We start from the raw sequence: 26,696 nt of genomic DNA, 5'->3' as shown, positions 1-26,696 counted from the left end.
GGAGATCATGTACGTGGAAGTCACCGCCGTTTCCGACATCTTCCGGCGCGTGCTGGAAAACCCCGAAATAACGGATGATTCCGACTTTTTCGTCTTGGGTGGAGATTCGCTGCTCGCCACCCGCGTCCTCAGCGCGGTCGCCCGCGACTGCGGCGCCGAGCTGGACTTCGACGACTTCCTCGACGCGCCCACTCCGGCCGCGCTGGCGAAGAAGATCGCGAGCCTGGCATGAACGTCGTCGTCGTGGGAGCGGGCCTGGCGGGGCTCACCGCCGCCGCCGACCTGGTCGCGGGCGGCGCCGAGGTCACCGTGATCGAGGCGCGGGACCGGGCCGGCGGCCGTACGCACGGCCTGGAGGTCGTACCCGGCGGCTGGGTGGACGCGGGCGCGGCGTACCTGGGGGAGCGGCACACCGCGCTGACGGCCCTGCTGGCCGAGCTGGACCTGAAGACCACCCCGGCCACCGTGGGCGGCGCGGCCAGGTTCGCGCTCGGCGGCGAGGCCGGGACCGGGAGCTTCCCGCCGCTGTCGGCGGTCGCCCTGGGCGGCCTGTTCGACGCGCTGGAGGAGCTGACCGCCGCCGTACGCCCCGACGCCCCCTGGTTGTCACCCGGCGCCGCCCGCCTGGACGCCATGACCGCCGCGGACTGGGCCGCGGAACACCTCAGGCACCCGGACGCCCGGTTGTTCTTCCCGCTGTTCGCCGGCGAGATGATGGCCGCCGACCCGGCGGACGTGTCCGTCCTGCACCTGGCCTTCTACCTGCGCTCGGGCGGCGGGCTGCGCTACCTGAACGCCTTCCAGGGCGGCGCGCAGGAGGACCGGGTCGACGGCGGCGCGCACCAGGTGTGCCTGCGCCTGGCCGCCCGGCTCGGCGACCGGGTGCGCCTCGGCGAGCCGGTACGCGCGATCCACCAGGACGCGACCGGCGCCGAGGTGGTGACCGCGACCGGGACGACGACCAGGGCGGACGCGGTGGTCGTCGCCGTGCCGCCGCGGCTCGCCGACACCATCGACTTCCGGCCGGGGCTGCCCGCGCCGAGGTCGGGCCCGCGTACGGCGCCCGGCTGCGCGATCAAGGTGCACCTGGTCCACCCCTCGCCGCTCTGGCGCGAGCAGGGCCTGTCGGGATGGTCGGTCAGCGCGGACGGCCCCCTGCCGTCCACCGTGGACGACTCGCCCGCGAACGGCGCCGCCGGCGTGCTGACCGGGTTCGTGACCGGCGCGCAGGCCAGGGCGTTCGCCGCGCTGCCCCGGCACGAGCAGGAGGAACGGGCGCGGGCCCAGGCCGCCCGGCTGTTTCCCGGCCTGCCCGCGCCCACCGCCGTCCACGTGACCGACTGGCTCGGCGAGGACTACAGCCGGGGTTGTTACGCGGCGCTGTTCGGGCCGGGCGACTGGCTCCGGCTCGGCCCGCGGCTGACCACCCCCCACCAGCGGGTGCACTGGGCCGGCACCGAGACGAGCACCGAGTTCTTCGGCCTGATGGAAGGCGCCATCCGCTCAGGACACCGGGTGGCCGCCGAGATCCAAGCGACACGGAGGGACATCCATGACTGACCAGACCCCCATCGCCCCCCTGTCCGTGCGGCAGGGCTTCATGACCGAGCCCGGCCTCGGCGCGGGCAACTTCCTCGACCACGCGCTCGCGGCCAACCCGAACCGGGCCGTGCCGTTCGTCTACAGCCACCACAACGACCACCGCGGCCAGGTCGTCTTACGCGGCCACAGCCTGACCGACCTCGCGGCGCTGCGCGACAGGTACGCCACCTGGTACCACGCCAACGGCGTACGGCCGGACGACGGCGTGGGCGTCGTCGTCGCCGAGGGCCTGGAGCCGCTGCTGCACTTCCTGGCGCTCACCGCGCTCGGCGCCATCCCCGCGATGGTCAACGACGCCATGCGGACCGACGTCATGGCCGGCTACCTGGAGCACGTCGGCGTGGTCGGCGTGGTCGCCGACGACACGACCCGGCTGCAGCTCGCCTACCGCAACGCGCCGCGCGCCCGGCCCAGGTTCATCGCCCTGGCCGCCGAGGTACGGGCGCACGACGCCGCGTCGGGCTCCCTGCCGGACGAGTACCCGTACCGGCACGAGCCGGACGACGTCGTGGCGCTCATCCACTCCTCAGGCACCACCGGCACGCCCAAGTCGACCATCCTCGGGCACCGCAGCTTCTGGGACGGCAAACAGCCCCGGATGGTACGTTTCCCGGCCGAGCCGTACGACCGGCTGATGTCGCTCATGCCGCACACGCACGCGGGCGGGCTCAGCTACTTCCTCACCGCGGTCCTGCTCGGGCTGCCGACCGTGATCATGTCCGACTGGCGGCGCGCCGCCGTCGAGCCGGTCATGGAGGTCTTCCAGCCGACGATGGTGGCCTCGTTCCCGCGTACGTTCGTGGAGCTGGCCACCGGCGAGCTGCCGGTCAAGGGCGCGGCCAAGGTGCACTCCTGGTTCAACACCGGGGACAGCGCCCACTTCGGGCACATCCGGCGCCTGGTCCAGCTCGGCGAGCGGCCCGCCGGGCTGATCAGGTCGTGGCTGCTGCCGCGCGGCGAGGCGGCCGGCGCGCCGCTGCCCGGCTCCCAGTTCGTGGACGGGCTCGGCTCCTCGGAGATGGGCATGGCGCTGTTCGGCCAGGTCACCTCCCCGGAGACGCCGCGTTCCGACCGCTGCGTCGGCAAGGCCCAGGACGCGGTCGTCAAGGCCGCGGTGCTCGACGAGAACGGGCACGAGCTGCCCGACGGCACGGTCGGCCTGCTGGGCGTGATCACCCCGTCGCGCACCCCCGGCTACTGGAACGACCCGAGGCTGACCGGCAGCTTCGAGCTCAACGGCTACTGGCTCACCGGGGACGTCGCCCGCCGGGACGCCGAGGGCAACTTCTACCACCTCGACCGCACCGTGGACGTGATCGACACCCTGGCCGGGCCGGTCTACAGCCTGCCCGTCGAGGAGGTGCTCATCGCCGACTGCGCCGACCTCGTCCAGGACTGCTCGGTCGTCGGCGTGCCGGCCGACGAGGGGCAGGTGCCCGTCGCCGTCGTCCGGCCGCAGGCCGAGGCCGCCGGCGTCGGCGCCGAGGAGGTCAGGGACAAGGCCAACAAGGCGCTGGCCGACGCCGGGCTGGCCACGCTGGCCGCGGTGATCCTGGCGCGTACCGAGCAGGACTACCCGCTCGGTCCCACAGGCAAGGTGCTCAAGCGCGAGCTCCGCACCCGGCACGCGGCGCTGTTCGCCGGATGAACCCGAACGACGACGACGCCGCCCGTCCCGGCGGCCGTCCCACCGCAGGGCCCGGCGCGGCCGGTCCCGAAGCCCGGTCCGATGCCGCGCGGGCCTATGTCTACGCCCGCCGGGCGCTGGCCGAGCCGGACTGGCGGCGGCTGCCGGGCTGGCGCGGCGTCACCGACGCGCAGTGGCGCGACGCCCAGTGGCAGCGCGCCCACTGCGTACGGAACGCGGCGCAGCTCCGCGCCGTGACCGGCGACCTGCTCCAGGACTCCTTCCACGCCGACCTGGCCACCGACCACGTCCGCTTCGCCACCATGTCCACGCTGGTCACGCCCCAGCTCCTCAACGTCATGGCGCCCGACGAGGCGGCCGGGCCCGCCGCGTTCACGGCGGCGTTCCTGGCGAACCCGGTCCGCCGCTACCTGCTGCCGGTCGCCTCCGACCGGCACCCGGTCTGGCCCAGCCATCCGCGTGCCCAGCGGGACTCCCTGCACGAGGCCGAGATGTGGGTGGTGGAGGGGCTGACCCACCGCTACCCGACCAAGGTGCTGGCCGAGCTGCTGGCCACGTGCCCGCAGTACTGCGGCCACTGCACCCGCATGGACCTGGTCGGCACCTCGACGCCGCAGGTCGACAAGGCCAGGCTCACGCTCAGGCCGGTGGACCGGCAGGAGCTGATGCTGGACTACCTCAAGCGCACACCCGTCGTGCGCGACGTGGTGGTCTCCGGCGGCGACCTGGCCAACATGCCCTGGCCGCGGCTGGAGGCGTTCCTGCTGCGGCTTCTGGAGCTGGAGTCCGTACGTGACATCCGCCTGGCCACCAAGGCGCTGGTCGGCCTGCCGCAACACTGGTTGCAGCCGGCCGTGGTCGAGGGCGTGGGCCGGGTGGCCGCCGTCGCCCGCGCCCGCGGGGTGAACCTGGCCGTGCACACCCACGCCAACCACGTGCGCTCGGTCACGCCGCTGGTCGCCGAGGCGGCCAGGGCGCTGCTGGAGGCCGGGGTGCGGGACGTGCGCAACCAGGGCGTGCTCATGCGCGGCGTGAACGCCACCCCGCACGACCTGCTCGACCTGTGCTTCGCCCTGCACGGCGAGGCCGGCATCCTGCCCTACTACTTCTACGTCTGCGACCTGATCCCGAACGCCGAGCACTGGCGCACCCCGCTCCACCAGGCGCAGCACCTCCAGGAGGCCATCATGGGCCACCTGCCCGGCTACGCCACGCCCCGGATCGTGTGCGACGTGCCCTACGTCGGCAAACGCTGGGTGCACCAGGCCGCCGCCTACGACCGGGAACGCGGCGTCTCGTACTGGACCAGGAGCCACGGGATCGGTCTGGAGCCGCCCGGCCCGGCCCGCCGCTTCCCCTTCTACGACCCGATCGACACCCTGCCCGAACCGGGCCGCCGCTGGTGGGCGAGCACGGAAGGAGAGTCATGACCTCGTTGCGCCGCATGTGCTGGATCTTCCCCGACCGGGAGTCCACCCGGGCCACCGCGATGTGGCACCCGTTCTTCTGGGACCTGTACGAGGACGTCGCCGCCGAGCTGGGCCTGCGCTGGACCAGGAACTCCCCGGACTCGGTGACCGTGGACGCGCTGGAGCCCGGCAAGCCCCGCGTGTTCGTGGACGGCGAGCCGGTCACCCCCGAGGACACGCTCTTCATCACCGCCCTGTACTCGCTGCCGTACCAGTCCATGGACGTGTTCAACCAGTACGCCCTCTACGCCGTGCTGGAGCAGGCCGGCTTCTACCTGCCGTTCCCGCCGTCCCTGTCGCCGGTGGCCAACGACAAGCTGGCCACGATCCTGTGCCTGCGCGACTCGCCCGTCCCGCCGATCCCGACCCTGCGTCTCGGCACCGGCCCGGACATCGGCAAGCACCTGTACGAGGCCGCCCTCGGCAACCTCACCTACCCCGCCCTGGTCAAGCCGGCCGGCTGGTGCGGCGGCGGCGGGGTGAACCTGGCCCGCGACTCCGAGGAGCTGCGCGGCCTGGCCAGCCTCGCCCAGGGCGGCGACACCACGCTCGTCGTCCAGCCCTACCTGGGCGACGGGACCGTTGACTACCGCGTCTACGTCGTGGACGGCGTGCCGTACGCCGTGATGAAGCGCATCCCCGAGCCGGGCTCGCCGGTCGCCAACGCCAGCAGGGGCGGCACGATGGAGTTCCCGCCGGTCCCGCCCGAGCTGGCGGCGGCCACGGCGTACTTCTACGAGCGGCTGCCCATCCCGTTCTTCTGCGTCGACTTCCTGTACGACGGCGAGCGCTACTGGTTCTCCGAGCTGGAGCCGGACGGCGTGATCGCCCCCGATCTGGGCGATCCCGCCCGTACCCTCCAGCGCGACGTCACCCGCGCCCGCTGGACGGCCTACCGCGACGGCCACGCCCGTTTCCTGAACGAGTCCGAGAGCTGGTGACCCCCATGACCGAATCGTTCTCGCTGACGCCGGAGGCGGCCGAGCCGCACCTGCGCGTCCCCCGGCGCTCGCTGGAGCGGCTGCGGAGCGTGCCCGCGCTCGCGCCGCGCTACGACGGCCACGAGAAGGTGCTCACGCTGGAGGACCTGGCCGCGCTGCCCCCGCTGGTCAAGGACGACCTCAACGTCGCCCTCGCGCACCTGGAGCCCAAGGCCGGGAACGGCGCGACCTGGCTCTTCCAGAGCGGCGGCAGCACCGGCGCACCCAAGGTCGGCTACGCCCCCACCGGCTTCTACATGGAGGGCGTGCACCGCCAGTGGCGGCCCCTGGAGCCGGACGACGTCTTCGTCAACGCCTGGGGCGCCGGCCGCATGTGGGGCGCCCACTTCCTGGCCGCCGCGTTCGCCGACCTGTCCGGCTGCCGGGTCATCGCCCTCGGCTCGGTCGGCAAGGAGGAGTACGGCGACTGGCTCGGCTTCTTCGCCGACCGGAAGGTGACCGCGTTCGGCGGCACGCCCAGCGTGCTGCGGTTGTGGTTCGCCCACGCGCGGGCGGCCGGGCTGCGCCTGCCCGCGCTGCGCAAGGTGTTGTGGCTGGGCGAGGCGTGGCATCCGCAGCTCGACGAGGACCTGGCCGAGGTCGCGCCGGACGCCCGCCGCTGGGGCATGTTCGGCAGCACCGAGACCTGGGTGGCCGGCACCAACACCCCGGACTGCCCGGCCGACGTCTTCCACCCGCTGCCCGACCAGCTCGTCCACAGCGACGCCGACGAGCTGCTGGACTTCACCACGCTCAACCCCGACATGCTCAACCCGGTGCTGCGCTACCGCACCGGCGACGCCGGCCGGTTCGTCGCCTGCCCGTGCGGCCGGGACGGCAGGGCGCTGCGCATCCTCGGCCGCCGCGACTCGGTCGTCCAGGTACGCGGCCTCGGCCTGCACGTGGACGACATCGTCGCCCAGGCCGAGCGCGAGCCCGGCGTGCTGCGGGCGCAGGTCCTGGTCACCGAGCGGCACGGCCGGGTCTCCGGTGTGGACGTACTGCTGCTGACCGGCCCCGACGCCCCGCCCGGCCTGCCCGAACGGCTGCGCCACGACCTCATGGCCGCCACCTTCACGATCAGCACCGCCTTCCAGCACGACCCGGGCTCCTTCCGCGTACGGGCGGTGGACACGCTGATCAGCAACGACCGCACCGGCAAGACCGCCTCCTTCGTCGTACGGGAGGAGCAGTGAGGGTGCCGGGGTCGCTCGGCAGGGAGTTCAACCTCTACTGGAGCGGCCAGACGGTGAGCCTGCTCGGCGACCGGATCACCGTGTTCGTCGTCCCCACGCTGATGATCTTCGTGCTGCACGCCTCGGCGCTGGAGGTCGGCATCGTGGCCATGGCCCAGTACCTGGGCATCCCGCTGCTGGGGCCGGTCGCCGGGGTGCTCGTGGACCGGTGGGACAAGCGGCTGACCATGGTCGTCTGCGACCTCGTACGGCTGGTGGCGGTGGCGGCCATGCCGATCGCGTACTGGTGCGGGGTGCTCTCGACGCCGCTGCTGTTCGTGTGCGTGGCGCTGATCAGCGGCGCGACGATCTTCTTCAACATCGGCTACCTCGTCGCCGTGCCCACGACCGTGCCGCAGGACCGGCTGGTACGGGCGTACTCGCGGCTGGAGGGCAGCAGCACGGTGTCGGAGGTGGCCGGGCCGTCGATCGCGGCGGGCCTGTACCACCTGCTCGGCGTGGCCGCGATGCTCGTGGACGCGGCCAGCTACCTGGCCTCGGCGGCGTGCCTGCGGGCCATGAAGCCCTGGGGCGTCACGACCGGGGAACGCGTGCCGGTGCGTTCGCGGCTGATGCTGGGCTTCCGGCTGAACTGGGCCGACCCGGTGCTGCGCCGGGTGGTGCTGGCCGCGGTGGTGCTCAACTCGGGCGGGCCGGTCTTCGTCACGGTCCTGCCGGTGCTGGCCTATCAGGGGCTCGGCGTGTCGGTGGGCGTGTTCGGCGCGGCCATGTCGGCGGCGTCCGTCGGCGCGGTGCTCGGCGCGCTGGCCGCACCGAAGATCAGTGACCGGCTCGGCCTCGGCCGGACCATGGCCTGGGCGCTCCTGCTGCACTGTCTGGTCGGCCTCGGCGTGCTGGCCGCGCCCGCGCTGCCCGCAGCGCCGGTGATCGGCGTGACGTTCGGCTGCTACGGCTTCTTCATGTCGTGCATCAACGTGTGCAGCGCGCCGATCAGGCAGTCGCGGATGACGGCGGAGAACCAGGGCGTGATGCACGCGGCGTTCCGCACCGCGACCTGGGGGGTGATCCCGCTGGCCGCGCTCGCGGGCGGGTCGGCGGTCACCCTGCTGACGCCCGCGCTGGGCGTGCTCGGCGCGGCGCAGGCGGTCATGGCCGGCGGCACGCTGCTGGCCGCGTTCTCGTTCCTGCCCGCGGCGGGGATCCAGGCCCGGATGGACCGGGCCGAGCCGCGGGCGCACCTGGCGGGGAGCGCGTCATGACGACGGTGCTGATCACGGGGACCTCGTCGGGGATCGGGCTGGCCACCGCGGTGGCCGCGGCGCGGGCCGGGCTCACGGTGGTGGCCACCATGCGCGACCCCGGCCGGGACGGCGACCTGCGCGCGGCGGCGGCGCGGGCCGGCGTCACCCTGGACGTCCGCCGCCTCGACGTCACCGACCCCGCCTCGGCGCAGGCGTGGGTGGAGGGCGTGCGGGAGACGTACGGAGGGCTGGACGCGCTGGTCAACAACGCCGGCGTGGCCAACTTCGACCCCACGATGGAGATGTCCACGCTGGCGGCGCTGCGCGCCAACTTCGAGGTCAACTTCTTCGGGGTCGTCGCGGTGAGCCGGGTCGTGATGCCGCTGCTGCGCGCCGCCCGGGGCCGCCTGGTGACGGTCGGCAGCGTGCACGGCGTGGTGGGCCAGCCGTTCAACGAGGCGTACGCGGCGGCGAAGGCGGCGGTCGAGGGGTTCATGGAGAGCCTGGCCCCGGTCGCCGCCGAGCACGGGGTACGGGTGAGCGTGGTCGTGCCCGGCTTCGTCCCCGACACCCAGTTCGGGATTTTTCCGGACATCAATCGGGGGACGATCCGGGCCGCCTCCGGCCCGTACGCGCCGACCTTCGACGCCTACCTCGACTGGGTGCGCGGCGCCGGCTGGGAGGGCGCAGGCCAGTCCTCCTGGCAGGTCGCCGACGCGGTCGTGGCCGCGCTCACCGCGGACGACCCGCCCTTCCGCGTCCCGACCAGCCCCTGGGTCGCGGAGTACGTGGCCCGCAAGCTCGCCGACCCCGACGGCTCGGCCGTCCAGACCATGGCCAGGACGTGGGTCGGGGGCACGTCGTGACCGGCCCCGACCCGGCCTGCCGGGCGCTCGGCATCGCCCTGGAGGAGGCGGCGGCCGGCCGGGCCAGGCTGCGCATGCGCGTCACCGAGGACATGGTCAACGGGCACGGCGTCGCCCACGGCGGCTACCTGTTCCTGCTGGCCGACGCCGCGTTCGACCACGCCTGCAACAGCCGCGGCCCGGTCATGCTGGCCCACAGCGCCCAGGTGACCTTCCTGCGCCCGGCCGCGGCGGGCGACGTGCTGGTGGCCGAGGCCACCGAACGGGCCAGGCACGGCAGGCACGGCGTCTACGACGTCACCGTGCGCCGCCCGGCCGGCGAGATCGTCGCCGAGTTCCGCGGCCACGGCGTCGTGGTCGCCGGCCGGCCCACCGACGAAGGGAAGACCCCATGACCGGGCAGAATCGACGCACCGGACGCTGGATCGAGCACTGGGAACCCGAGGACCCGGGGTTCTGGGCGGCCGTCGGACGCCGCGTCGCCACCAGGAACCTGATCTTCTCCATCTTCGTGGAGCATCTCGGCTTCGCGGTGTGGCTGCTGTGGAGCGCCGTCGTCGTGCTGCTGCCGAAGGCGGGCTTCCCGTTCACCGTCGACCAGCTCTTCTGGCTGGTCGCGGTGCCGAACCTGGTCGGCAGCACGCTGCGGCTGCCCTACACCTTCGCGGTCTCGGCCTTCGGCGGGCGCAACTGGAACGTGGCCAGCGCCCTGCTCCTCCTCGCGCCGACCGGGCTGCTGGCGTGGCTGGTCACCGATCCGGCCCGGCCGTACTGGATGTTCCTGGCCGCCGCGGCCACGGCCGGGCTCGGCGGCGGCAACTTCGCCTCCTCCATGGCCAACGTCTCCTACTTCTACCCCGAGCGGCGCAAGGGGTTCGCGCTGGGCGTGAACGCGGCCGGCGGGAACCTGGGCGTGGCGGTCGTGCAACTGCTGATCCCGCTGGTCGCGGCGGGCGGCCTGGTGTACGCCGGGCTGGTCTGGATCCCGCTGGTCGTGGCCGCCGCGCTGTGCGCGTACCTGTTCATGGACAACCTGGCCGTGGCCAGGACCGGCTTCGCCACGCAGGGGAAGGCGTTCCTGCGCCCGCACACCTGGGTCATGTCCTTCCTCTACATCGGCACCTTCGGCTCGTTCATCGGCTACTCGGCGGCGTTCCCGCTGGTCGCGAAGGCGGCGTTCGCCGGGTCCGCCTCGCCGTACCTGGCCTTCCTCGGGCCGCTGGCCGGGTCGCTGGCGCGGCCGGTCGGCGGCTGGCTGGCCGACCGGTACGGCGGAGCCAGGGTCACCTCCTGGTCCTTCGTCGCCATGGCCGCCGGGGCCGTGGCCGCGCTGGCCGCGCTCGGACGGCACAGCTTCCCGCTCTTCCTGGGCGCGTTCCTGGTGCTGTTCGTCGCCTCGGGGGCGGGGAACGGGTCCACGTACCGGATGATTCCGGCGATCTTCACCGCGCAGGCCCGCGACGGGTCGGCGGACGTGCGGCTGCGGGCCAGGCGCGAGGCCGCGGCGGCCATCGGCATCGCCTCGGCGATCGGCGCGTTCGGCGGCTTCCTCATCCCGCGCGGCTTCGCCGTCTCGCTGGCCGGAGCCGGGTCCGTCGCGCCCGCCCTCCAGGTGTTCATCGGCGCCTACGCCGTCTTCCTGGCCACCAACTGGTGGTTCTACCGCCGCCGGGTGCTGGCCCGGGTTCCCAGCCTGGCCCACAGCCGGATCTGAGCATCGGCTCTGAGCACCGGCTTTGAGCATCGACGACCAAGGAGTGACACATGCCCGCAAAGTCCCTGCGCGACCTGATCGACTTCGCCCGGCGGCACTCGCCGTTCTACGCCGAGACGTACCGTGACGTGCCCGACGGCGTGGACGACCTCACCGCGCTGCCGATCATCGACCAGAACGCCTTCTGGGCCGCCAACACCTACCCCGACAACCGGCTGCTGACCGGGCCGCTCACCGACGCCGGCGTGTACGCCTCCGGCGGCACCACCGGGGCGCCCAAGTTCTCCCCGTGGACGCGCTCCGAGCACGCCGACTCGGTGACCGCGTTCGGCGCCGGCATGGTGAAGGCGGGCCTGCGGCCGGGCCACCGGGTGGCGAACCTGTTCTCCGCCGGCGAGATGTACGGCGGCTTCCTCTACATCGAGCACGCCCTGCACAACGCCCCCGTGGAGAACGTACGCCTGCCCATCGCCTGCCACGCCGAGGACGGCTACATCGCCGGCCTGATCGAGCTGTTCGGCGTGGACGTGCTGGCCGGGCCGCCGATGAAGCTCGCCAAGGTGGCCGAGGCGGTGATCGCCCGCGGGCGGGCCGCCGACTCCGTCGAGCTGCTGCTGTTCGCGGGCGACCTGCTCTTCGACGACCTGCGTCCCCAGCTCGCCAAGGCGTTCCCCGGCGCGGCGATCGCCTCGCTCGGCTACGCCTCGGTGGACGCCGGGCTGGTCGGCGACCCGGTGGCGGGCGCGGACGTACGGGTGCACGAGGCGTTCCCCGACCGCACGCTCGTGGAGCTGATCGACGACGTGACCGGCGAGCCGATCACCAGGCCGGGCGTGCGCGGGCGGGTGGTCGTCACCAACCTGTTCAGGACCCTGATGCCGATCATCCGTTACCCGGTCGGCGACCTGGGGGAGTGGACCGACGCCGAGTGCCGGGCCTTCCGGCTGGTCGGCAGGACGTCCGAGGGGGCCAGGGTGGAGACGGTCGCGATGTCCAGCGAGGCCGTACGCGCGGTGCTCGTCGCCGCCGACCCTGAGCGCGCGATGTCGGCGATGCAGATGGTGCAGCGCCGCTGGGACGGCAAGGACGGCCTGCTGCTGCGGCTGGCCTGTACGCACGAGCCGCCGCCCGGCCTGACCCAGCGGCTCGTGGACGCCCTGTACGCGGCCAAGCCGCTCTACCCGAAGTCCGTGGCCGAGGGCCTGGTGCACCCGCTGGCCGTGGAATGGGTGCGGCCGTCGGAGCTGGTGACGCACCCGCGCACCGGGAAGGTCCTCCAGGTGGTGGACGAGCGCCCGCATCCCTGACCGGCGCCGGAGCCTCCGGCCTGACCGGAGGCTCCGGATTCATGGTTGTTTTCCCGAATCTATCCAGCATGTTCTGATGTTTCGTTTCTATGATGGAAATGATCGCCCGCCGGGCGATGCTCATTCGGGTACGCACCACCTGACGACGACCCGGCAGGTCCCCCATGGCGGATTCGTTCGACGACGCCCACCTTCGCCTGGTGACGAAGGAGTGCCTCCCGCTCGGCAGCGGCGACCGGCTGCCGGTCATCGTGCTGCTCGGCCCGGACGGCACCGACAAGGACGTGTGCCTGACCCGCGTCTGGCGCAGCATCGCGCGGCCCGAGTCGCCACGGGTGCGGGTGGACTTCCGGCTGCCGGGCCTGCGCGACGCGCCCGTGGTCAAGACCGTGGAACGCATCGCCCACGACCTGATGGAGAGCTCCAGCGTCAGGCTGCCCCGGGTGGTCTTCGCGCTGCACGTGCTGGCCCTGGACCCCCGGGACCGCTCCGACAACGAGCTGGCGAGCGAGCTGGACGACCTCGTGGACGGCGGCGACCCCGAACGCCTGTCGGACGCCCTGGCCCTGCTGCGCGACCTGCTCGGCCGCATCCCGGGGGCCGAGCCGCTGGCCGCGCTCACCTCGCTGATCGAGTACGCCGCCAACGGCCAGCGCCGCCGCGTGGTGAGGCTGCTCAACGGCAAGGGCCGTACGTGGCTGACCGCCCAGATGGCCAACGGCAACGTGATCGACCTGGCCAGGCGGCGGGACGGCCACGGCGGCGACCCGTCCGGGTCCGCCGGGTCGATCCTGTGCCGGGCCCTGGTCGCAGACCTGACCGACTCCTGGTCCAAGAGCCACCGCCACGCCCGCGGTTGCCTGCTGCTGCTGGAGGGCGCCGAGACCGCTGGGGGACGCGCGTTGCTGAAGGCGCTCGGCCCGGCCAAGGGCGAAGACCCGCTGCTGGTGGTGGCCGAGTCGAAGCAGTGGTTGCCGATGGGCGGCTCGTGGTCGCGTCCGGGCACGGCCGTCCCCGGCGCGGCCGGCCCGCCGCCGCTCAGCGAGGCGAGCTACCGCGACTGGCGGGCCGGGTACGCGGGCCGGGAGCAGCCGTGGTGGTATCCCGTGCTGATGCCGCCCCTGCGGGCCGACAGGTCGCGGGCCTACGCCCCGGCGGTCCAGGAGCTGACCGGCGGCCATCCGGCGGTGACCCGGCGGCTCGGCAGGCTCGCCGCCACGGCCGAGGACGACGACGCCTTCCGCGCCGTCCTGTGCCGCGAGGACGTGCTGCGCTGGCCCGACTGGCTGCACCTGGCCCACCTGGACGAGCTGACCGACTGGGCGGCGGCCCGGAACCTGGACGACGCCGAGAGCGCCCTGCTCAGGCGGGCGGGCCGGGCACCCGACCTGCGCAACGAACTGGCCGACCTGCTCTGGCTCACCCGCCGCCCCGAGGACCTGGACCCGCACGGCCGGTACGCCGGGGCCCGCGGCCCCCAGGTCGCCGTGATCCACCCGTGGTTGCGGCGGCTCCTGCTGCACCGGCTCGACGTCACCGGCCGCTGGGACGACATCCACCGTGACCTGGAACGTTTCCACCACGGCCCCGAAGGCGAAGAGGACGCGCGCAGCCTGCACCACCGCCTGGCCCGCGCCGGCCGGGACGACCCCGAGGGCCATCTGGCGCACGTGGCCGGGGAGCTGCACCGGCTCTTCGACCGGCTCGACGTGCGCGAGGACGGCCGCAGCCGCCTGCCGGAGTGGCTCGCCTGCTTCAACGAGGTGACCGCCGCCCCGAACCGGCTGCCGCTCGTCACCCCCCTGGACGAGCTGTACGACTCCCTGGTGGCGACCGCCGCCCCGCACGGGCGCGGGGACTGGCTCGTCGTGATCAGGGCCCTGGTCGTGGACCGCTGGTTCTGGCTCGACCCGCTGCTCGACCCCTCCGGGAGCCGGGCCGAGCAGATCGCGCGCGGGCTCCGGGACCTGGCCAGACGTTCCGCCACCAGTCCGGCGATCTTGTTACGGGAGGCCGACAGGTATGAGCAGCGATGGTGACCTCGGTGGGGCGGGGACGGGCGACCCGGTCCCCGCGGAGGTCGGTGCGAGATGGGCGGCGGGCCGCCGCAACCGCGTCCTCCTCCGCAGGGGGCTGGCCGGGGTGCTCGACGTCGCGGTCGTCGTCGTCCTCGGCCTCTACGTCAGGACGTCGCGGCTCACCGACGACAGCGACGCCTTCGGCCCCGACCTGGCCCCGGTCATGAGCCGCATCGCCGCCGAGAACGCGGAGGTGGACCGGAACCATCCGGGCGAGTACGTCACCGTCGTCGCGATGTTCCCGATGACCGGCTCGCAAACCGACATCTCCCTGAACAGGGAGAGCATCAGGCACGGTCTGGAGGGCATCCATCTGGCGCAGGTGTGGCGCAACCGGCAGCCGTCCTCGCCGCCGTACGTGAAGGTGCTGGTCGGCAGCGACGGGCCGGAGGACTGGGAGCCGACGGTCGAGGCCGTCAAGGCCCGGACCGGGGACGAGCACATCGTGGCCGTGACCGGCCTGGGCGCCAGCACCGGCAACACCCGCAGCACGGTCGCGAGCCTGAGCGCGAGCCGGTACGCGATGGTCTCGGCGGTCATCACCTCCGACGAGCTCGCCGGCTTCCCGGGGCTGGCCCGCGTCGCCCCGCTGAACAGCGAGCAGGCCCAGGCCGGGGTGGTCCACGCCAGGAAGGTGAACCCCGCGCTCAAGGCGGTCGTCGTCAAGGACCTCAACCAGGCCGACAGCTACGTCAAGACCCTCGCCCGGTCCTACACCGGCGCGCTGAACGGCGGCGAACGCGTCATGGAGCTGTCGTTCGACTCTTCGACCAGGTTCTCCGGCACCGTGCTGGACGTCATCGCCGAGCGCGTCTGCAACTCCGGCGCGAACACCGTCCTGTACGCCGGGCGCAGCGAGCAGTTGCCCGCGCTGATGCAGGCGCTCAGCCAGCGCGACCGGTGCGTCGGCGGGGGCGTCACCGTGGTCACCGGCGACGACGCCGCCGAGATCAGCCACAAGGTCGACATGAGCATCTGGGGGGACACCAGGATCAGGCTCTTCTACACGGCCCTGGCCCACCCGGCGAGTCTCGCCCAGCGCGACGGGCCGGTGCTCGCGGCGATCCGGGCCAGGTTCGCCGTCGGCGACCCCGACAGCTTCCAGAGCATGTTCCCGCACGAGAGCCTCGACGACGGCATGGCCATCATGCATCACGACGCCATGTTCGTGGCGCTGGAGACGGCCAAGGCGTTCGCCCGGGAGCCGGACGTGCCCTCGCCGCAGGACATGGCGAACATGCTGACCAGCGGCACGATCGCGGTGGACGGCGCGAGCGGCCCGATCAGGATCGTCGAGGGCGGCGCCCGCGAGACCAAGGACGTCCCGGTGCTCCAGCTCAACCCCAACGGCACCACGATGTACTCGGGCCGGGTCACGGTGACGGGCGGGCGTCCCGGCGGGGGCTGAGAGTTTCCATGTATTACCTATTGCTTTTGTGGGAAATTTCGCGCAGGATCAAGGGCGTGAAGAGCTTTCTGGTGGCCCGCCTCCACGTCGACCTCCGGCGGCAGGCGAGCGCGCTCTGTGCCGTGCGGTGACCTCCGGGTCCCCGCTCTCCTCGGACGCCCGAGCGTCCTCCCCCAGACCTTCCCCGAAGCTCAGAGGAGTGGCCGAACCATGTCAACCACCAGCGTTCTCACCGTCCGGCGCGTCGCCGGGCACATCGGCGCGGAGATCACCGGCGTCGATCTCGCCCATCCCCTCGATCCGTCCGTGGTGGCGGAGATCCGGCAGGCCCTGCTCGCGTACAAGGTCGTGTTCTTCCGTGGCCAGGAGCTCGACCATGCCGCGCAGATCGCCTTCGCCCGCCAGTTCGGCGAGCTGACCCACGCCCACCCGCACGAGGACGCGCCGCCCGAGGAGTTCCCGCAGATCCTGACCATCGACCCCCGCCGCTACGAGAAGCGGTACGGCGTCAACTACCGCGAGCTCTACCAAAGGAGGCGCTACTCCTACTTCTCCGGCTGGCACACCGACGTCACCGCCGCCGTCAACCCGCCGGCCGCCTCGATCCTGCGGGCGGAGACCGTCCCGGAGTTCGGCGGCGACACCCAGTGGACCAACCTGGTGGCCGCGTACGAAGGACTGTCCGCGCCGCTGCGCGACCTGGTGGACGGCCTGCGCGCCGAACACCGCTTCCTGGCCGGCTACCAGGCCGCCGACGAGGACGGCAAGCTGGTCAAGCGCATCAACGACAACCTGCTGATCTCCGTGCACCCGGTGGTGCGGGTGCATCCGGAGACCGGTGAGCGGGCGCTGTTCGTCAACCCGGGCTTCACCGACCACATCGTGGGCCTGTCGGCCGTGGAGAGCCGTCGTGTCCTCGACCTGCTCTACGAGCAGCTCGCCCGGCCCGAGTACACCGTGCGCCTGCGCTGGCGGCCCGGCACCGTCGCCTTCTGGGACAACCGGGCCACCGCGCATCTGGCGCCGTCCGACCTCGACCACCTCGACGTGCAGCGCACGCTGCACCGGGTCACGCTGATCGGCGACCGTCCCGTCGGTCCCGACGGGTTCGTCTCCGAGATCGTGGCGGGAAGGGAGTTCAAGGCGCAGTCCCTCGTGGTCGCCTGACCGAGGGCCGCCACACCCGCGAGCGGGACCCGCTCGCGGCCACCGGACGCGCGGGCGGGGGCTGGGGGGTGCCCGCCCGCGACTCCCTTTTCTACGGCCGGGCCGCGACGCGCCGGCCGGCCGGCCGCCGGCCGAGACGCTGGGCCGGCGCCTCGATCACGTGGTACGTGACCAGGCACAGCGGGATCAGCACGAGGTAGTACAGCACCGGGTTCGGCAGCAGGTGCAGCAGGAGCGGGTGCAGCAGGTAGAGCGAGAAGCTGATCACGCCGAGCCGGGTCAGCGGGCGCGGGAACGCCCTGCGCCGCAACGCCAGCGCCAGCGCGAAGACGGCGAACGCGAGCACGAGCGCGGGCGCCCAGCCGGGATCGTCCTTGGCGGGGATCCCGCAGGCCAGCACCGCCAGCGCCGCCAGCCCGGCGGCCCGCCAGGAGATCGTGCCCTGCTCGGCGCGGTACACGGCGGTCCCGGCGAACATCGCGGCCAGGATGATCACGCCCTGCCAGGTGCCGGCCCGGCTGCCCAGGATCACCAGGGCCAGCCCGAGCAGCCCGCCCGCGACGGCGGCCGCCGTACGGGCCCGGCCGTGTCCGAGGACGGTGACCGCGATCGCCGCGACGACCGCGAGGCCGAGCAGCGCGGCGACCAGGTCGGCCCCGCCGTTGATCGACCGGGCGGGCAGCAGCAGCCCCGCCGGCACGGCCAGCACCGCCAGGAAGACCGCGATCCCCGCCGACCGGTGGGCCTGGCCGGTCGCGAACAGCCCCACGCTGATCAGGTAGAACGCCATCTCGTACGAGAGCGTCCAGGTCACGCCGATGACGGGCGGCAGGTTGAGCAACTCCTGCGTCATGGTCAGGTTCCCGAGCGCGACCAGAGGCGTGGGGCGGTCGCCGAGCCCGGAACCAAGGGGGAACAGCCCCGCCAGGCCGAGCAGGAGCGCCAGGGCGAGGGCGGTGAGCAGCAGCGGCAGCAGGCGGAAGGCCCGGCCGGTCCAGAAGGCGCGCAGGTCGCCGCGCCGTTCCAGGGAGGCGGGGATGATGTAGCCGCTGACCAGGAAGAACACGAACACGCCCCACGTGCCGACGTCGATCCTGCGGTCGACGACCGCCCACACGGCCGGGACGAAGGCCCAGCCGGCGTGGTGGGCGGTGACGGCCAGCGCTGCCGGTCCCCGCAGGGCGTCCAGCCAGGCCAGCCGGGCGGAGGCGGGGGACATCTGTCGGATTCTAGGCCATTTGCGACAGACCTCTCCGGCGGTGTGGCCTAGTCGCCGCGGCGGCGGGACGGCGCCCGCAGCAGGCGCAGGCCGATCACCACGACGGCGACGCCCACGACGAGGACCACCGGCCCGATGACCGCCCAGGTGGCGTTGCCGCTCATCACGCTCCCGCCGAGCCCGCCGAGCCCCTGGAGCGTCCACAGCCCGCCCACCAGGGCCAGGAGTACGCCGACGACGATGAGGATCCAAGAGGTCATCGTTCTTCCCGTCTCTCTTCGGTGAACGCGCTTACCTGAGGGTCACCGCGCACTCTTCCACATCCCGGAGAAAAGGGGCATGGGCCACCACTTGGCAGGAGCTCTTCTCCGCCTTAGAGTCAGTGCAATGCCACACATTACTAATTGGGAAGGGATGTGCGCCGGTGCGTGACGGCAGGCCCCCGAAGCTTTCCGAGATCCCCGCGTTCGCCGCGTACATGAACACCGGCTGGGACACCCCCGACCGCAAGCCGTCCGTCGTGCCGGGCGCGGCGCAGGCGGCCGCCGCCCACCGGGCCCGGCTGGCCGAGGCGCTGCCCGGCCGGACCGTCGTGCTGGCCGCGGGGCAGGCCCCGGTCCGCAACAACGACACCGTCTACGACTTCCGCGCCGACAGCGACTTCGTCTGGCTCACGGGCTGCCAGATCGAGAACGCCGTCCTGGTGCTGACGGGCGCCGAGGCCACCGTCTACCTCCCGCCGCCCGCCTACCCGGGCGACCCGGCGTTCTACACCGACGCCAGGTACGGCGAGCTGTGGGTGGGCGCCGCGCCGGGCCTGGAGGACTGGGCGAAGGCGCTGGGCGTCGCGGTCCGGCCGCTCGCCGAGCTGACCGCCGAGATCCCGCAGGACCAGGAGGTCCGCCGCGTGCTCGCCGAGCTGCGCATGTACAAGGACGACTGGGAGGCCGGGCAGCTCCGCGAGGCGGTGGACCGTACCGTCGAGGGCTTCGCCGCCGTCGTCCGCGAGATCCCCGCCGCGATCGACGGCCCCGGCGAGCGCTGGCTCCAGGGCACCTTCGACCGGTACGCCCGCGCGTACGGCAACGGCCCCGGCTACGCCTCCATCGTCGGCAGCGGCCCGCACGCCCCCACGCTGCACTGGGTACGCTGCGACGGCCCGGTGCTCCCCGGCGAGCTGCTCCTGCTCGACCTCGGCGTCGAGGCGGCGAGCTGCTACACCGCCGACGTCACCCGTACCTTCCCGGCCTCCGGCCGTTTCTCCCCGGCGCAGCGGCAGGTGCACGACCTGGTCGAACGGGCCCACCGGGCCGGGCTCGCCGCGGTGGCCCCCGGCCGCCGATTCAGCGACTTCCACCACGCGGCGATGGAGGTCATCGCGTACGGGCTGGCCGACTGGGGCCTGCTGCCGGTCTCGGTGGACGAGGCGCTGTCCGACGCCGGGCAGCACCACCGCCGCTACCTGGTCTGCGGCGTCGGCCACCACCTGGGCCTGGACGTGCACGACTGCGGCCGGGCGAGCCAGGAGTCCTACCAGGACGCGATCATGGCCCCCGGCATGGCGCTCACCGTCGAGCCCGGCCTGTACTTCCACGCCCACGACCTCACCGTCCCGCCCGAACTGCGCGGCGTCGGCGTACGGATCGAGGACGACCTGCTGGTCACCGAGCACGGCGCCGACGTGTTGTCGGCCGCGCTGCCCCTGGACGCCGACGGGCTGGAGAAGTGGATGGCCGCCGGCCAGCCGCCGTCGATGTGACATTGCACCGCGTAACCTTTTGCACATCCCCAGTGAGGAGAACCTTCCGCATGACCACCTCCGCCACTCCGTGGCGTGGCATCCACGTCGCGACGGCCCTGCCCTTCCACGACGACCTCTCCGTGGACCACGACGCGTACGCCGAACACGTGCGGTTCCTGGCCGAGGGCGGGTGCGACGGCGTGACGCCCAACGGCTCGCTGGGCGAGTACCAGACGCTCACCCCGCAGGAGCGGGCCCGGGTCGTCGAGACGGCCGTCGCGGCCGCCCCCGAGGGGTTCGGCGTCATGCCGGGCGTCGCCGCGTACGGCTCGATCGAGGCCCGGCGCTGGGCCGACCAGGCCGCCGAGGCCGGGGCCACGTCCGTGTTGCTGCTGCCGCCGAACGCCTACCGGGCCCCGCGCGAGGCCGTCGTCGCCCACTACCGGGAGGTCGCCAAGGCCGGGCTGCCGGTCGTCGCCTACAACAACCCGTTCGACACCAAGGTCGACCTGACGCCGGAGCTGCTGGCCGAGCTGTTCCACGAGGGCCTGATCGTCGGCGTCAAGGAGTTCACCGGGGACGTGCGCAGGGCGTACGAGATCGCCGAGCTGGCGCCGGAGCTGGACCTGCTGATCGGGGCCGACGACGTGCTGCTGGAGCTGGGCATGGCCGGGGCAGTCGGGTGGATCGCCGGGTACCCGAACATGATCCCGCTGGCCACGACCCGCCTGTACCGGCTGGCGACCTCGGGCGACCCCGCCGACCTGCCCGAGGCGCTGCGCCTCTACCGCGATTTGCACCCGCTGCTGCGCTGGGACTCCAAGCCCGAGTTCGTGCAGTCGATCAAGTTGTCCATGGACCTCGCCGGACGCAAGGGCGGCGCCTGCCGGCCGCCGCGCCTGCCGCTCGCGCCCGAGCTGGTCGCCCGTATCACCGCCGACACCGAGGCCGTCCTGGAAAAGGGCTACAAGTGAGATCCCGCCGCACCTTCCACGCCGTCGACTCCCACACCGAGGGCATGCCCACCCGCGTGATCGTCGGCGGCGTCGGCACCATCCCCGGGGCGACCATGGCCGAGCGCCGGTTGTGGTTCATGGAGAACAGCGACGACGTGCGCACGCTGCTCATGTACGAGCCGCGCGGCCACGCCGCGATGAGCGGCGCGATCCTCCAGCCGCCGACCCGGCCCGACGCCGACTACGGCGTGTTGTTCATCGAGGTCTCCGGGCTGCTGCCGATGTGCGGCCACGGCACGATCGGGGTGGCGACCGTCCTGGTGGAGACCGGGATGGTGCCCGTCGTCGAGCCGGTCACCACGATCCGGCTGGACACGCCCGCCGGGCTGGTGGTCGCGTCCGTGACGGTCGAGGACGGCGCGGCGACCTCGGTGACCATCCAGAACGTGCCCTCGTTCGCGTACGCGCTGGACCGCAAGGTCGAGGTGCCCGGCTACGGCGAGATCGGCTACGACCTGGCCTTCGGCGGCAACTTCTACGCGTTCGTCGAGCTGGCCGACCTGGGCCTGCCCTTCGACCGGGCGCGCGCCGGCGACCTGCTGGCGGCCGGTCTCGCGATCATGGACGCGGTGAACGAGCACGACCGGCCGGTCCACCCCGAACGTCCCGACATCAACGGCTGCCACCACGTCTACCTGGCCGCCCCCGGCTCGACCGCGCAACTGTCCAGGCACGCCATGGCCATCCACCCCGGCTGGTTCGACCGCTCGCCGTGCGGCACCGGCACCAGCGCCCGCATGGCCCAGTTCCACGCGAAGGGCGAGCTGGCGATCGGGGACGACTTCGTCAACGAGTCGTTCATCGGCACCCGCTTCACCGGGCGGCTGCTCGGCGAGACCACGGCCGGCCCGCTGCCCGCCGTGCTGCCCTCGATCACCGGCCGCGCCTGGGTCACCGGCACCTCGCAGTTCCACCTCGACCCGACCGACCCGTTCCCGGCGGGTTTCCTGCTGTGAGCCTCGCACCCGAACTGCGCGTCATCGGCCGCAGGGAGAACCTGCGCGACCGTATCAGGGACGCCCTGCGCGCCGCGATCATCTCCGGCGAGCTGGAACCCGGCGTGGTCTACTCGGCCCCCGCCCTCGGCGCGCAGTTCGGCGTGTCGGCCACCCCGGTCCGGGAGGCGATGCTCGACCTGGTCAAGGAGGGGTTGATCGTGCCCCACCCCAACAAGGGCTTCCGGGTGACCGAGATGTCGGAGGAGGACCTCGACAACCTGGCCGCCGTCCGGCTGCTCATCGAGCCGCCGGCCGTACGCGAGACCGTGCCGGTGATCCCCGAGGCCGACTTCCCGCACCTGCGCGAGCTGGCCCAGGACATCGTGGACGCCGCCGAACTCGGTGACCTGGTCGCCTACGTCGAGGCCGACCACGTCTTCCACCTGACCCTGCTCGGGCACACCGGCAACCGTTTCCTGCTCGACGTCGTGTCCGACCTGCGCGCCAGGACGCGGCTGCTCGGCCTGACCCCGCTGCTGCTCGGCGGCGGGCTGGCGCGTTCGGCGGCCGAGCACCACGAGCTGCTCGACCTGGTCGAGGCGCGCGACCCGGTGGGGGCCGAACTGCTCATGCACCGCCACATCGGCCACGTACGCGGCCTGTGGGCGGGCGGCGCGAAGGGCACGCCGTGAGCGCCGACCTGGTCGTGGTCGGCGCGGGCGTGGTGGGCGCGGCGAGCGCGTACTTCGCCGCGCGGGCCGGGCTGCGCGTGGTGGTCGTCGAGCGCGGCGCCATCGCCGGGGGCACCTCCAGCGCGGGCGAGGGCAACCTGCTGGTGTCCGACAAGGAGGCCGGCCCCGAGCTCGACCTCGCGCTCTACTCCCAGCGGGTGTGGCGCGAGGACCTGGGCGAGCACACCGGGCTGTGGGAGTTCGAGGCCAAGGGCGGCCTGGTCGTCGCGGCGTCGGAGCACGGCGTCGCGTCGCTGCGCGAGCTGGGCGAGCACCAGCGCCGCCACGGCGTCGAGGTACGCGACGTCGCCGGGGACGAGCTGCGCGACTACGAGCCGCACCTCGCGCCCGGCCTGGCCGGAGCCGCCTTCTACCCCCAGGACGCCCAGGTCCAGCCCATGCTGGTGGTCGCCCACCTGCTCCGCCTGGCCCGCGCCCACGGCGCCCGCGTACGCACCCGCACCGCCGTCACGGGCTTCCTGCGCGACGGCGACCGCGTGACCGGCGTGCGCACCACGGCCGGCGACCTGTCCGCCGGGGCGGTGCTCAACGCGACCGGCACGTGGGCCGGCGACGTCGCCGCCCTGGCCGGGGTGCACGTCCCCGTGCTGCCCAGGCGCGGGTTCGTCCTGGTCACCCAGCCCATGCCGCCCCGGACGATCCGGCACAAGGTCTACGCCGCCGAGTACGTCGGCGACGTGGCCAGCTCCGACGCCGCCCTGCAGACCTCGCCTGTCGTCGAGGGCACCGGCAGCGGCACGATCCTCATCGGCGCCTCCCGTGAGCGCGTCGGCTTCGACCGCACGTTCTCCACCGAGGCGGCCGGCCCGCCGGCGGCCAAGGCGATCGTGTTGTTCCCGATGTTGCGCGACGTCCGGGCCATGCGCACCTATCTGGGGTTCCGGCCGTACTGCCCGGACCATCTGCCGGTGATCGGCCCCGACCCGCGCGCGCCCGGTCTGTGGCACGCCTGCGGGCACGAGGGCGCCGGCATCGGCCTGTCCGCGGGCACCGGCAAGCTGATCGCCCAGGCGCTCACCGGGCGGGCTCCCGACCTCGACCTCGGGCCGTTCGCGCCCGACCGTTTCCCCGACACCGTTCCGGCGACCGAGGAGGCGCCCCGATGACCCACGAGCTGACCTTCCGCGGCACGACCGTCCGCGCCGAGCCCGGCCAGAGCGTCGGCGCCGCCCTGGTGGCGGCCGGCATCCTCGACTGGCGAACCACCCGGGTGGCGGGCCGGCCGCGCGGCCTGTTCTGCGGCATCGGCGTCTGCTTCGACTGCCTGATCACCGCCGTCGGCGTCCCCGACCAGCGCGCCTGCCTGGTCCCGGCCCGCGACGGCATGCGCCTCGGCGACGAGCCCGTCCGGGGCGACGGCGAGCCGGGAGGCGGCCATGCGTGAGACGTACGACGTCGCCGTGGTCGGCGCGGGCCCGGCGGGGCTGGCCGCCGCCGTCGAGGCCGCCGAGGCCGGGCTCGGCGTCGCCCTCGTCGACGCCGCCGGGCAGCCAGGCGGCCAGTTCTGGCGGCACTACGACGAACGCCACGCCCGCCCCGGCGACAGCGCCGGCCACCACGGCTGGGCGGTCTTCACCCGGCTCCGCGACCGGCTGCGCGCCCTGAGCTCCGCCGGGCGGATCCGCTACCTGCCCGGCCTCCAGGTCTGGCTCGCCACCCGCGACGGCGGCGGCACGTTCACACTGCGCGCCACGCCGGTCGCCCCCGGGGAGGGGACGGCGGTCGCCGCCCGCGCGCTGATCCTGTGCCCAGGCGGTTACGACCGGCAGCTTCCCGTCCCCGGCTGGGATCTGCCCGGCGTGATGGCGGCCGGGGGAGTGCAGGCCCTGCTCAAGGGGCAGCGCACGCTCGCGGGCCGCCGCGCGGTGGTCGCCGGGACCGGGCCGTTCCTGCTGCCCGTCGCGACCGGCCTGGCCGCCGCCGGGGCGCGGGTCGCGGCCGTCGCCGAGGCCAACGCCACGCTCGGCTGGCTGCGCGACCTGCGGGGAGCGGCGTCGGCGCCCGCCAAGGGGTTCGAGGCCGTCCAGTACGCGGCGCTGATGGCCCGCCACCGCGTCCCGTACCGGACGAGGACCGTGGTCACCGAGATCCTGGGCGAGGACCGGGTCGAGGCGGTCCGGCTCAGCGGGACAGGCCGCGACGGCGCCCCGGCCGGGCCGGTCACGGAGGTCACCGCCGACCTCGTCGCGCTCGGCTGGGGCTTCACGCCCTCGCTGGAACTGCCGCTCATGCTCGGCGCGGACACCAGGAAGGACACCGACGGCTCGCTCGTCGTGACCGTGGACGCCTTCCAGCGCACCGGCGTCCCCGGCCTGTACGTCGCGGGCGAGGCCACCGGCGTCGGCGGCGCCGTCCTGGCCGGGCAGGAGGGCAGGCTGAGCGCCCTGGCGCTGGCCCGTACGCTCGGCCGTCCCGCCGACCCGGCGCTGATGGGCCGGTTGCGCCGGTCGATCGTACGCGGGCGCCGCTTCGCCGCGGCCATGCACCGGACCTACCCCGTGCCGCCCGCCTGGACGTCCTGGCTGCGGGACGACACGCTGGTCTGCCGCTGCGAGGAGGTCTCCTACGGCGATCTCCGCCACGCCCACGACGACCTGGGCGCCGACGACCCGCGCACGATGAAGATGCTGGCCAGGCCCGGCATGGGCTGGTGCCAGGGACGGGTGTGCGGGTTCGCCACCGCCGGCGTCGCGGCCTGCCTGAGCCGCCGCGAGAGCACGGCGGACGACCTGCGCCCGCTGTCCACCCGGAGCCTGGCGGCCCCGGTGCCCCTGGGCGAACTGGCCGCCCTGACCGACGAAGACGCCGAAGGAAGAGGAAGAGACCTTGAGTGACGTTCTGAGTGTCGACCCGCGTACCGGGGAGCCCCGCGAGCGCGTCGCGGCGGAATCGGCCCCGCAGGACGTGGACCGCGCCGTACGGCCCGCCGCCGCCGCCCTCCCGGCGCTGGCCGACCGCGCCGTACGCGCCGACCTGCTGCGTACCGCCGCCGCGCTCCTGGAGGAGGGCGGCGAGGAGATCATCGCGACCGCCGACGCCGAGACGGCGCTCGGCCGGGTGCGCCTCACCGGCGAGCTGGCCCGCACCTGCTACCAGCTGCGTGCCTTCGCCGAGGTGGCCGAGGCGGGTGCCTTCCTGGACGTGATCATCGACCACGCCGACCCGGCCGCCCGCCCGGCCCCCCGCCCCGACCTGCGGCGTTACAAGGTGCCGCTGGGCGTGGTCGCGGTCTTCTCGGCGAGCAACTTCCCGCTGGCCTTCAGCGTGCCGGGCGGCGACACCGCCAGCGCGCTGGCCGCCGGCTGCCCGGTCGTCGTCAAGGCGCACCCGGACCACCCGGCGACCAGCGTCCTGACCGCCCGCGCGCTGCGTGCCGCCGCGGAGAAGGCCGGCCTGCCCGCCGACGTCGTGGGCCTGGTCCACGGCTTCTCGGCGGGCCCCGAGCTGGTCCGCCACCCGCTGACCGCCGCCGTCGGCTTCACCGGCTCGGTACGCGGCGGCCGGGCGCTGCACGACCTGGCCGCCGCCCGGCCGAGGCCGATCCCGTTCCACGGCGAGCTGGGCAGCCTCAACCCGGTCGTGGTGACCGAGCAGGCCGCCGCGACCAGGGCGGCCGCGATCGGCGCCGGGCTGGCCGCCTCCTACACCCAGGGCCTCGGCCAGTTCTGCGTCAAGCCGGGCCTGGTCCTGCTGCCCGAGGGCGCGGCGGGCGACGCGGTGCTCGACGCCGTGGTCACGGCCGCGGTGCCCGCCGGGCCGCTGCTCGACCCGCGTATGCGGGCGGCCTTCCTCGACGGCGTACGCTCCCGGGCCGCGTTGCCCGGCGTCGCGCAGGCGCTGGCCGCGGGGGAGGACGAGGCCGCGCCGCTGGCCGTCCGGCCGGGCGTGCTGACCGTGGCGGCCGGACGGCTCGCCGCCGGCACCCACGCCGAGCTGCTGGAGGAGTGCTTCGGCCCGGTCACCGTCGTGGCCCGCTACGGCTCCGAGGCCGAACGGGACGCGGTGCTCGGCACGTTGCCCGGCAACCTCACCGCGACCGTGCACCTGGGGGCCGGCGAGCGCGAGGGCGCGGCGGCTGGGCTGGTCGCCAGGCTGGCCGGACTGGCCGGGCGCGTCGTCGTGGACGGCTGGCCCACCGGCGTGACGGTCGCCCCCGCGATGCAGCACGGCGGGCCGTACCCGGCCTCGACCAGCAGCTCGGCGTCGGTCGGCAGCACCGCGATCGAGCGCTGGCTGCGTCCGGTGTGCTTCCAGGACACCCCCGACGCGCTGCTGCCGCCGGAGTTGCGCGAGGACAACCCGCTCGGCGTCCCGCGCCGGGTGGACGGAGTCGCCTGACAGGTTTATCTACACT

25 protein-coding genes are annotated in these 26,696 nt (G+C 73.7%); 23 read left to right on the top strand and 2 right to left on the bottom strand.

Annotated elements, in window-relative coordinates; translation table 11 throughout:
* Positions 1-7: 7 nt before the first annotated feature.
* The 15 genes from DMB42_RS09640 (at position 8) to DMB42_RS09575 (ending at position 16,676) form a co-directional block, all read left to right on the top strand.
* Positions 8-232, top strand: coding sequence for a phosphopantetheine-binding protein (locus DMB42_RS09640; protein WP_125632854.1), 225 nt, complete (start codon positions 8-10; stop codon positions 230-232).
* On the top strand, positions 229-1,560 hold the full coding sequence (locus tag DMB42_RS09635; protein WP_125632852.1) for an FAD-dependent oxidoreductase: 1,332 nt from the start codon (positions 229-231) through the stop codon (positions 1,558-1,560). Before DMB42_RS09640 ends, DMB42_RS09635 begins: the two co-directional genes overlap by 4 nt.
* A complete protein-coding gene (locus DMB42_RS09630; RefSeq protein WP_125632850.1) occupies positions 1,553-3,250 on the top strand; it encodes a class I adenylate-forming enzyme family protein in 1,698 nt (565 codons plus the stop codon). Before DMB42_RS09635 ends, DMB42_RS09630 begins: the two co-directional genes overlap by 8 nt.
* Positions 3,247-4,680, top strand: coding sequence for a KamA family radical SAM protein (locus DMB42_RS09625; protein ID WP_221762071.1), 1,434 nt, complete (start codon positions 3,247-3,249; stop codon positions 4,678-4,680). Before DMB42_RS09630 ends, DMB42_RS09625 begins: the two co-directional genes overlap by 4 nt.
* Entirely contained in the window at positions 4,677-5,660 is a 984-nt protein-coding gene (locus tag DMB42_RS09620; protein WP_125632848.1) for a RimK family alpha-L-glutamate ligase, read from the top strand. Before DMB42_RS09625 ends, DMB42_RS09620 begins: the two co-directional genes overlap by 4 nt.
* 5 nt (positions 5,661-5,665) lie before the next feature.
* Positions 5,666-6,895, top strand: coding sequence for a phenylacetate--CoA ligase family protein (locus DMB42_RS09615; RefSeq protein ID WP_125632846.1), 1,230 nt, complete (start codon positions 5,666-5,668; stop codon positions 6,893-6,895).
* 2 nt (positions 6,896-6,897) lie between these two features.
* Positions 6,898-8,154, top strand: a complete 1,257-nt coding sequence (locus DMB42_RS09610) for an MFS transporter (protein ID WP_185844561.1) — start codon at positions 6,898-6,900, stop codon at positions 8,152-8,154.
* Positions 8,151-9,002: an SDR family NAD(P)-dependent oxidoreductase gene (locus tag DMB42_RS09605; protein WP_125632844.1), complete on the top strand. Its 852-nt coding sequence runs from the start codon at positions 8,151-8,153 to the stop codon at positions 9,000-9,002. Before DMB42_RS09610 ends, DMB42_RS09605 begins: the two co-directional genes overlap by 4 nt.
* Positions 8,999-9,397 carry a hydroxyphenylacetyl-CoA thioesterase PaaI gene (gene paaI / locus DMB42_RS09600; protein ID WP_221762070.1) on the top strand — a complete coding sequence of 133 codons (399 nt, stop codon included), beginning with the start codon at positions 8,999-9,001 and terminating at the stop codon, positions 9,395-9,397. Before DMB42_RS09605 ends, paaI begins: the two co-directional genes overlap by 4 nt.
* Positions 9,394-10,716 (top strand): MFS transporter, encoded by a 1,323-nt coding sequence (locus DMB42_RS09595; RefSeq protein WP_125632842.1) that lies wholly within the window; start codon positions 9,394-9,396, stop codon positions 10,714-10,716. The genes paaI and DMB42_RS09595 overlap by 4 nt, the downstream gene beginning before the upstream one ends.
* Positions 10,717-10,766: 50 nt before the next feature.
* Entirely contained in the window at positions 10,767-12,023 is a 1,257-nt protein-coding gene (locus tag DMB42_RS09590) for a phenylacetate--CoA ligase family protein (protein ID WP_125632840.1), read from the top strand.
* A gap of 164 nt (positions 12,024-12,187) precedes the next feature.
* Positions 12,188-14,062, top strand: coding sequence for a hypothetical protein (locus DMB42_RS09585; RefSeq protein ID WP_125632838.1), 1,875 nt, complete (start codon positions 12,188-12,190; stop codon positions 14,060-14,062).
* The gene (locus DMB42_RS09580; protein WP_125632836.1) at positions 14,046-15,509 is read left to right on the top strand and encodes an ABC transporter substrate-binding protein; all 1,464 of its coding nucleotides are present in this window, start codon (positions 14,046-14,048) and stop codon (positions 15,507-15,509) included. Before DMB42_RS09585 ends, DMB42_RS09580 begins: the two co-directional genes overlap by 17 nt.
* 8 nt (positions 15,510-15,517) lie before the next feature.
* A complete protein-coding gene (locus DMB42_RS56325; RefSeq protein ID WP_379478635.1) occupies positions 15,518-15,640 on the top strand; it encodes a putative leader peptide in 123 nt (40 codons plus the stop codon).
* 79 nt (positions 15,641-15,719) lie between these two features.
* The gene (locus tag DMB42_RS09575; RefSeq protein ID WP_125632834.1) at positions 15,720-16,676 is read left to right on the top strand and encodes a TauD/TfdA family dioxygenase; all 957 of its coding nucleotides are present in this window, start codon (positions 15,720-15,722) and stop codon (positions 16,674-16,676) included.
* A gap of 91 nt (positions 16,677-16,767) precedes the next feature.
* Here DMB42_RS09575 and DMB42_RS09570 read toward each other — a convergent pair whose 3' ends face one another.
* Both DMB42_RS09570 and DMB42_RS09565 read right to left on the bottom strand, forming a co-directional pair.
* A complete protein-coding gene (locus DMB42_RS09570; protein ID WP_125632832.1) occupies positions 16,768-17,895 on the bottom strand; it encodes an acyltransferase in 1,128 nt (375 codons plus the stop codon).
* A 47-nt stretch (positions 17,896-17,942) separates the two neighbouring features.
* On the bottom strand, positions 17,943-18,155 hold the full coding sequence (locus DMB42_RS09565) for a hypothetical protein (protein ID WP_125632830.1): 213 nt from the start codon (positions 18,153-18,155) through the stop codon (positions 17,943-17,945).
* A 164-nt stretch (positions 18,156-18,319) separates the two neighbouring features.
* On the opposite strand from DMB42_RS09565, the gene DMB42_RS09560 reads away from it, so the two are divergent.
* The 8 genes from DMB42_RS09560 to DMB42_RS09525 are packed head-to-tail and all read left to right on the top strand — an operon-like array spanning position 18,320 to position 26,680.
* Positions 18,320-19,654, top strand: a complete 1,335-nt coding sequence (locus DMB42_RS09560) for an aminopeptidase P family protein (protein WP_260477589.1) — start codon at positions 18,320-18,322, stop codon at positions 19,652-19,654.
* A gap of 50 nt (positions 19,655-19,704) precedes the next feature.
* A complete protein-coding gene (locus DMB42_RS09555; RefSeq protein ID WP_125632828.1) occupies positions 19,705-20,610 on the top strand; it encodes a dihydrodipicolinate synthase family protein in 906 nt (301 codons plus the stop codon).
* Positions 20,607-21,608: a proline racemase family protein gene (locus DMB42_RS09550; protein ID WP_125632826.1), complete on the top strand. Its 1,002-nt coding sequence runs from the start codon at positions 20,607-20,609 to the stop codon at positions 21,606-21,608. Before DMB42_RS09555 ends, DMB42_RS09550 begins: the two co-directional genes overlap by 4 nt.
* On the top strand, positions 21,605-22,282 hold the full coding sequence (locus DMB42_RS09545; protein WP_125632824.1) for a GntR family transcriptional regulator: 678 nt from the start codon (positions 21,605-21,607) through the stop codon (positions 22,280-22,282). Before DMB42_RS09550 ends, DMB42_RS09545 begins: the two co-directional genes overlap by 4 nt.
* Complete coding sequence (locus tag DMB42_RS09540) at positions 22,279-23,448, top strand: FAD-binding oxidoreductase (RefSeq protein ID WP_125632822.1); 1,170 nt, start codon at positions 22,279-22,281, stop codon at positions 23,446-23,448. The genes DMB42_RS09545 and DMB42_RS09540 overlap by 4 nt, the downstream gene beginning before the upstream one ends.
* Positions 23,445-23,726, top strand: coding sequence for a (2Fe-2S)-binding protein (locus tag DMB42_RS09535; RefSeq protein WP_125632821.1), 282 nt, complete (start codon positions 23,445-23,447; stop codon positions 23,724-23,726). Before DMB42_RS09540 ends, DMB42_RS09535 begins: the two co-directional genes overlap by 4 nt.
* A complete protein-coding gene (locus DMB42_RS09530) occupies positions 23,719-25,176 on the top strand; it encodes an NAD(P)/FAD-dependent oxidoreductase (protein ID WP_125632819.1) in 1,458 nt (485 codons plus the stop codon). Before DMB42_RS09535 ends, DMB42_RS09530 begins: the two co-directional genes overlap by 8 nt.
* On the top strand, positions 25,169-26,680 hold the full coding sequence (locus DMB42_RS09525; RefSeq protein ID WP_125632818.1) for an aldehyde dehydrogenase family protein: 1,512 nt from the start codon (positions 25,169-25,171) through the stop codon (positions 26,678-26,680). Before DMB42_RS09530 ends, DMB42_RS09525 begins: the two co-directional genes overlap by 8 nt.
* Positions 26,681-26,696: the final 16 nt, after the last annotated feature.

Source organism: Nonomuraea sp. WAC 01424 (genome assembly GCF_003947315.1).
In the GTDB taxonomy this organism is placed as follows: domain Bacteria; phylum Actinomycetota; class Actinomycetes; order Streptosporangiales; family Streptosporangiaceae; genus Nonomuraea; species Nonomuraea spiralis.
The sequence above is the reverse complement of the archived record's forward strand: the minus strand, read 5'-3'. Positions and strand labels throughout refer to the sequence as shown.

Coding starts and splice junctions, on each gene's coding strand:
- DMB42_RS09635 (WP_125632852.1), top strand. CDS start 229: ATGAACGTCGTCGTCGTGGGAGCGGGCCTGGCGGGGCTCACCGCCGCC.
- DMB42_RS09615 (WP_125632846.1), top strand. CDS start 5,666: ATGACCGAATCGTTCTCGCTGACGCCGGAGGCGGCCGAGCCGCACCTG.
- DMB42_RS56325 (WP_379478635.1), top strand. CDS start 15,518: ATGTATTACCTATTGCTTTTGTGGGAAATTTCGCGCAGGATCAAGGGC.
- DMB42_RS09595 (WP_125632842.1), top strand. CDS start 9,394: ATGACCGGGCAGAATCGACGCACCGGACGCTGGATCGAGCACTGGGAA.
- DMB42_RS09640 (WP_125632854.1), top strand. CDS start 8: ATGTACGTGGAAGTCACCGCCGTTTCCGACATCTTCCGGCGCGTGCTG.
- DMB42_RS09570 (WP_125632832.1), bottom strand. CDS start 17,895: ATGTCCCCCGCCTCCGCCCGGCTGGCCTGGCTGGACGCCCTGCGGGGA.
- DMB42_RS09625 (WP_221762071.1), top strand. CDS start 3,247: ATGAACCCGAACGACGACGACGCCGCCCGTCCCGGCGGCCGTCCCACC.
- DMB42_RS09575 (WP_125632834.1), top strand. CDS start 15,720: ATGTCAACCACCAGCGTTCTCACCGTCCGGCGCGTCGCCGGGCACATC.
- DMB42_RS09555 (WP_125632828.1), top strand. CDS start 19,705: ATGACCACCTCCGCCACTCCGTGGCGTGGCATCCACGTCGCGACGGCC.
- DMB42_RS09585 (WP_125632838.1), top strand. CDS start 12,188: ATGGCGGATTCGTTCGACGACGCCCACCTTCGCCTGGTGACGAAGGAG.
- DMB42_RS09535 (WP_125632821.1), top strand. CDS start 23,445: ATGACCCACGAGCTGACCTTCCGCGGCACGACCGTCCGCGCCGAGCCC.
- DMB42_RS09530 (WP_125632819.1), top strand. CDS start 23,719: ATGCGTGAGACGTACGACGTCGCCGTGGTCGGCGCGGGCCCGGCGGGG.
- DMB42_RS09605 (WP_125632844.1), top strand. CDS start 8,151: ATGACGACGGTGCTGATCACGGGGACCTCGTCGGGGATCGGGCTGGCC.
- DMB42_RS09620 (WP_125632848.1), top strand. CDS start 4,677: ATGACCTCGTTGCGCCGCATGTGCTGGATCTTCCCCGACCGGGAGTCC.
- DMB42_RS09590 (WP_125632840.1), top strand. CDS start 10,767: ATGCCCGCAAAGTCCCTGCGCGACCTGATCGACTTCGCCCGGCGGCAC.
- DMB42_RS09565 (WP_125632830.1), bottom strand. CDS start 18,155: ATGACCTCTTGGATCCTCATCGTCGTCGGCGTACTCCTGGCCCTGGTG.
- DMB42_RS09630 (WP_125632850.1), top strand. CDS start 1,553: ATGACTGACCAGACCCCCATCGCCCCCCTGTCCGTGCGGCAGGGCTTC.
- DMB42_RS09580 (WP_125632836.1), top strand. CDS start 14,046: ATGAGCAGCGATGGTGACCTCGGTGGGGCGGGGACGGGCGACCCGGTC.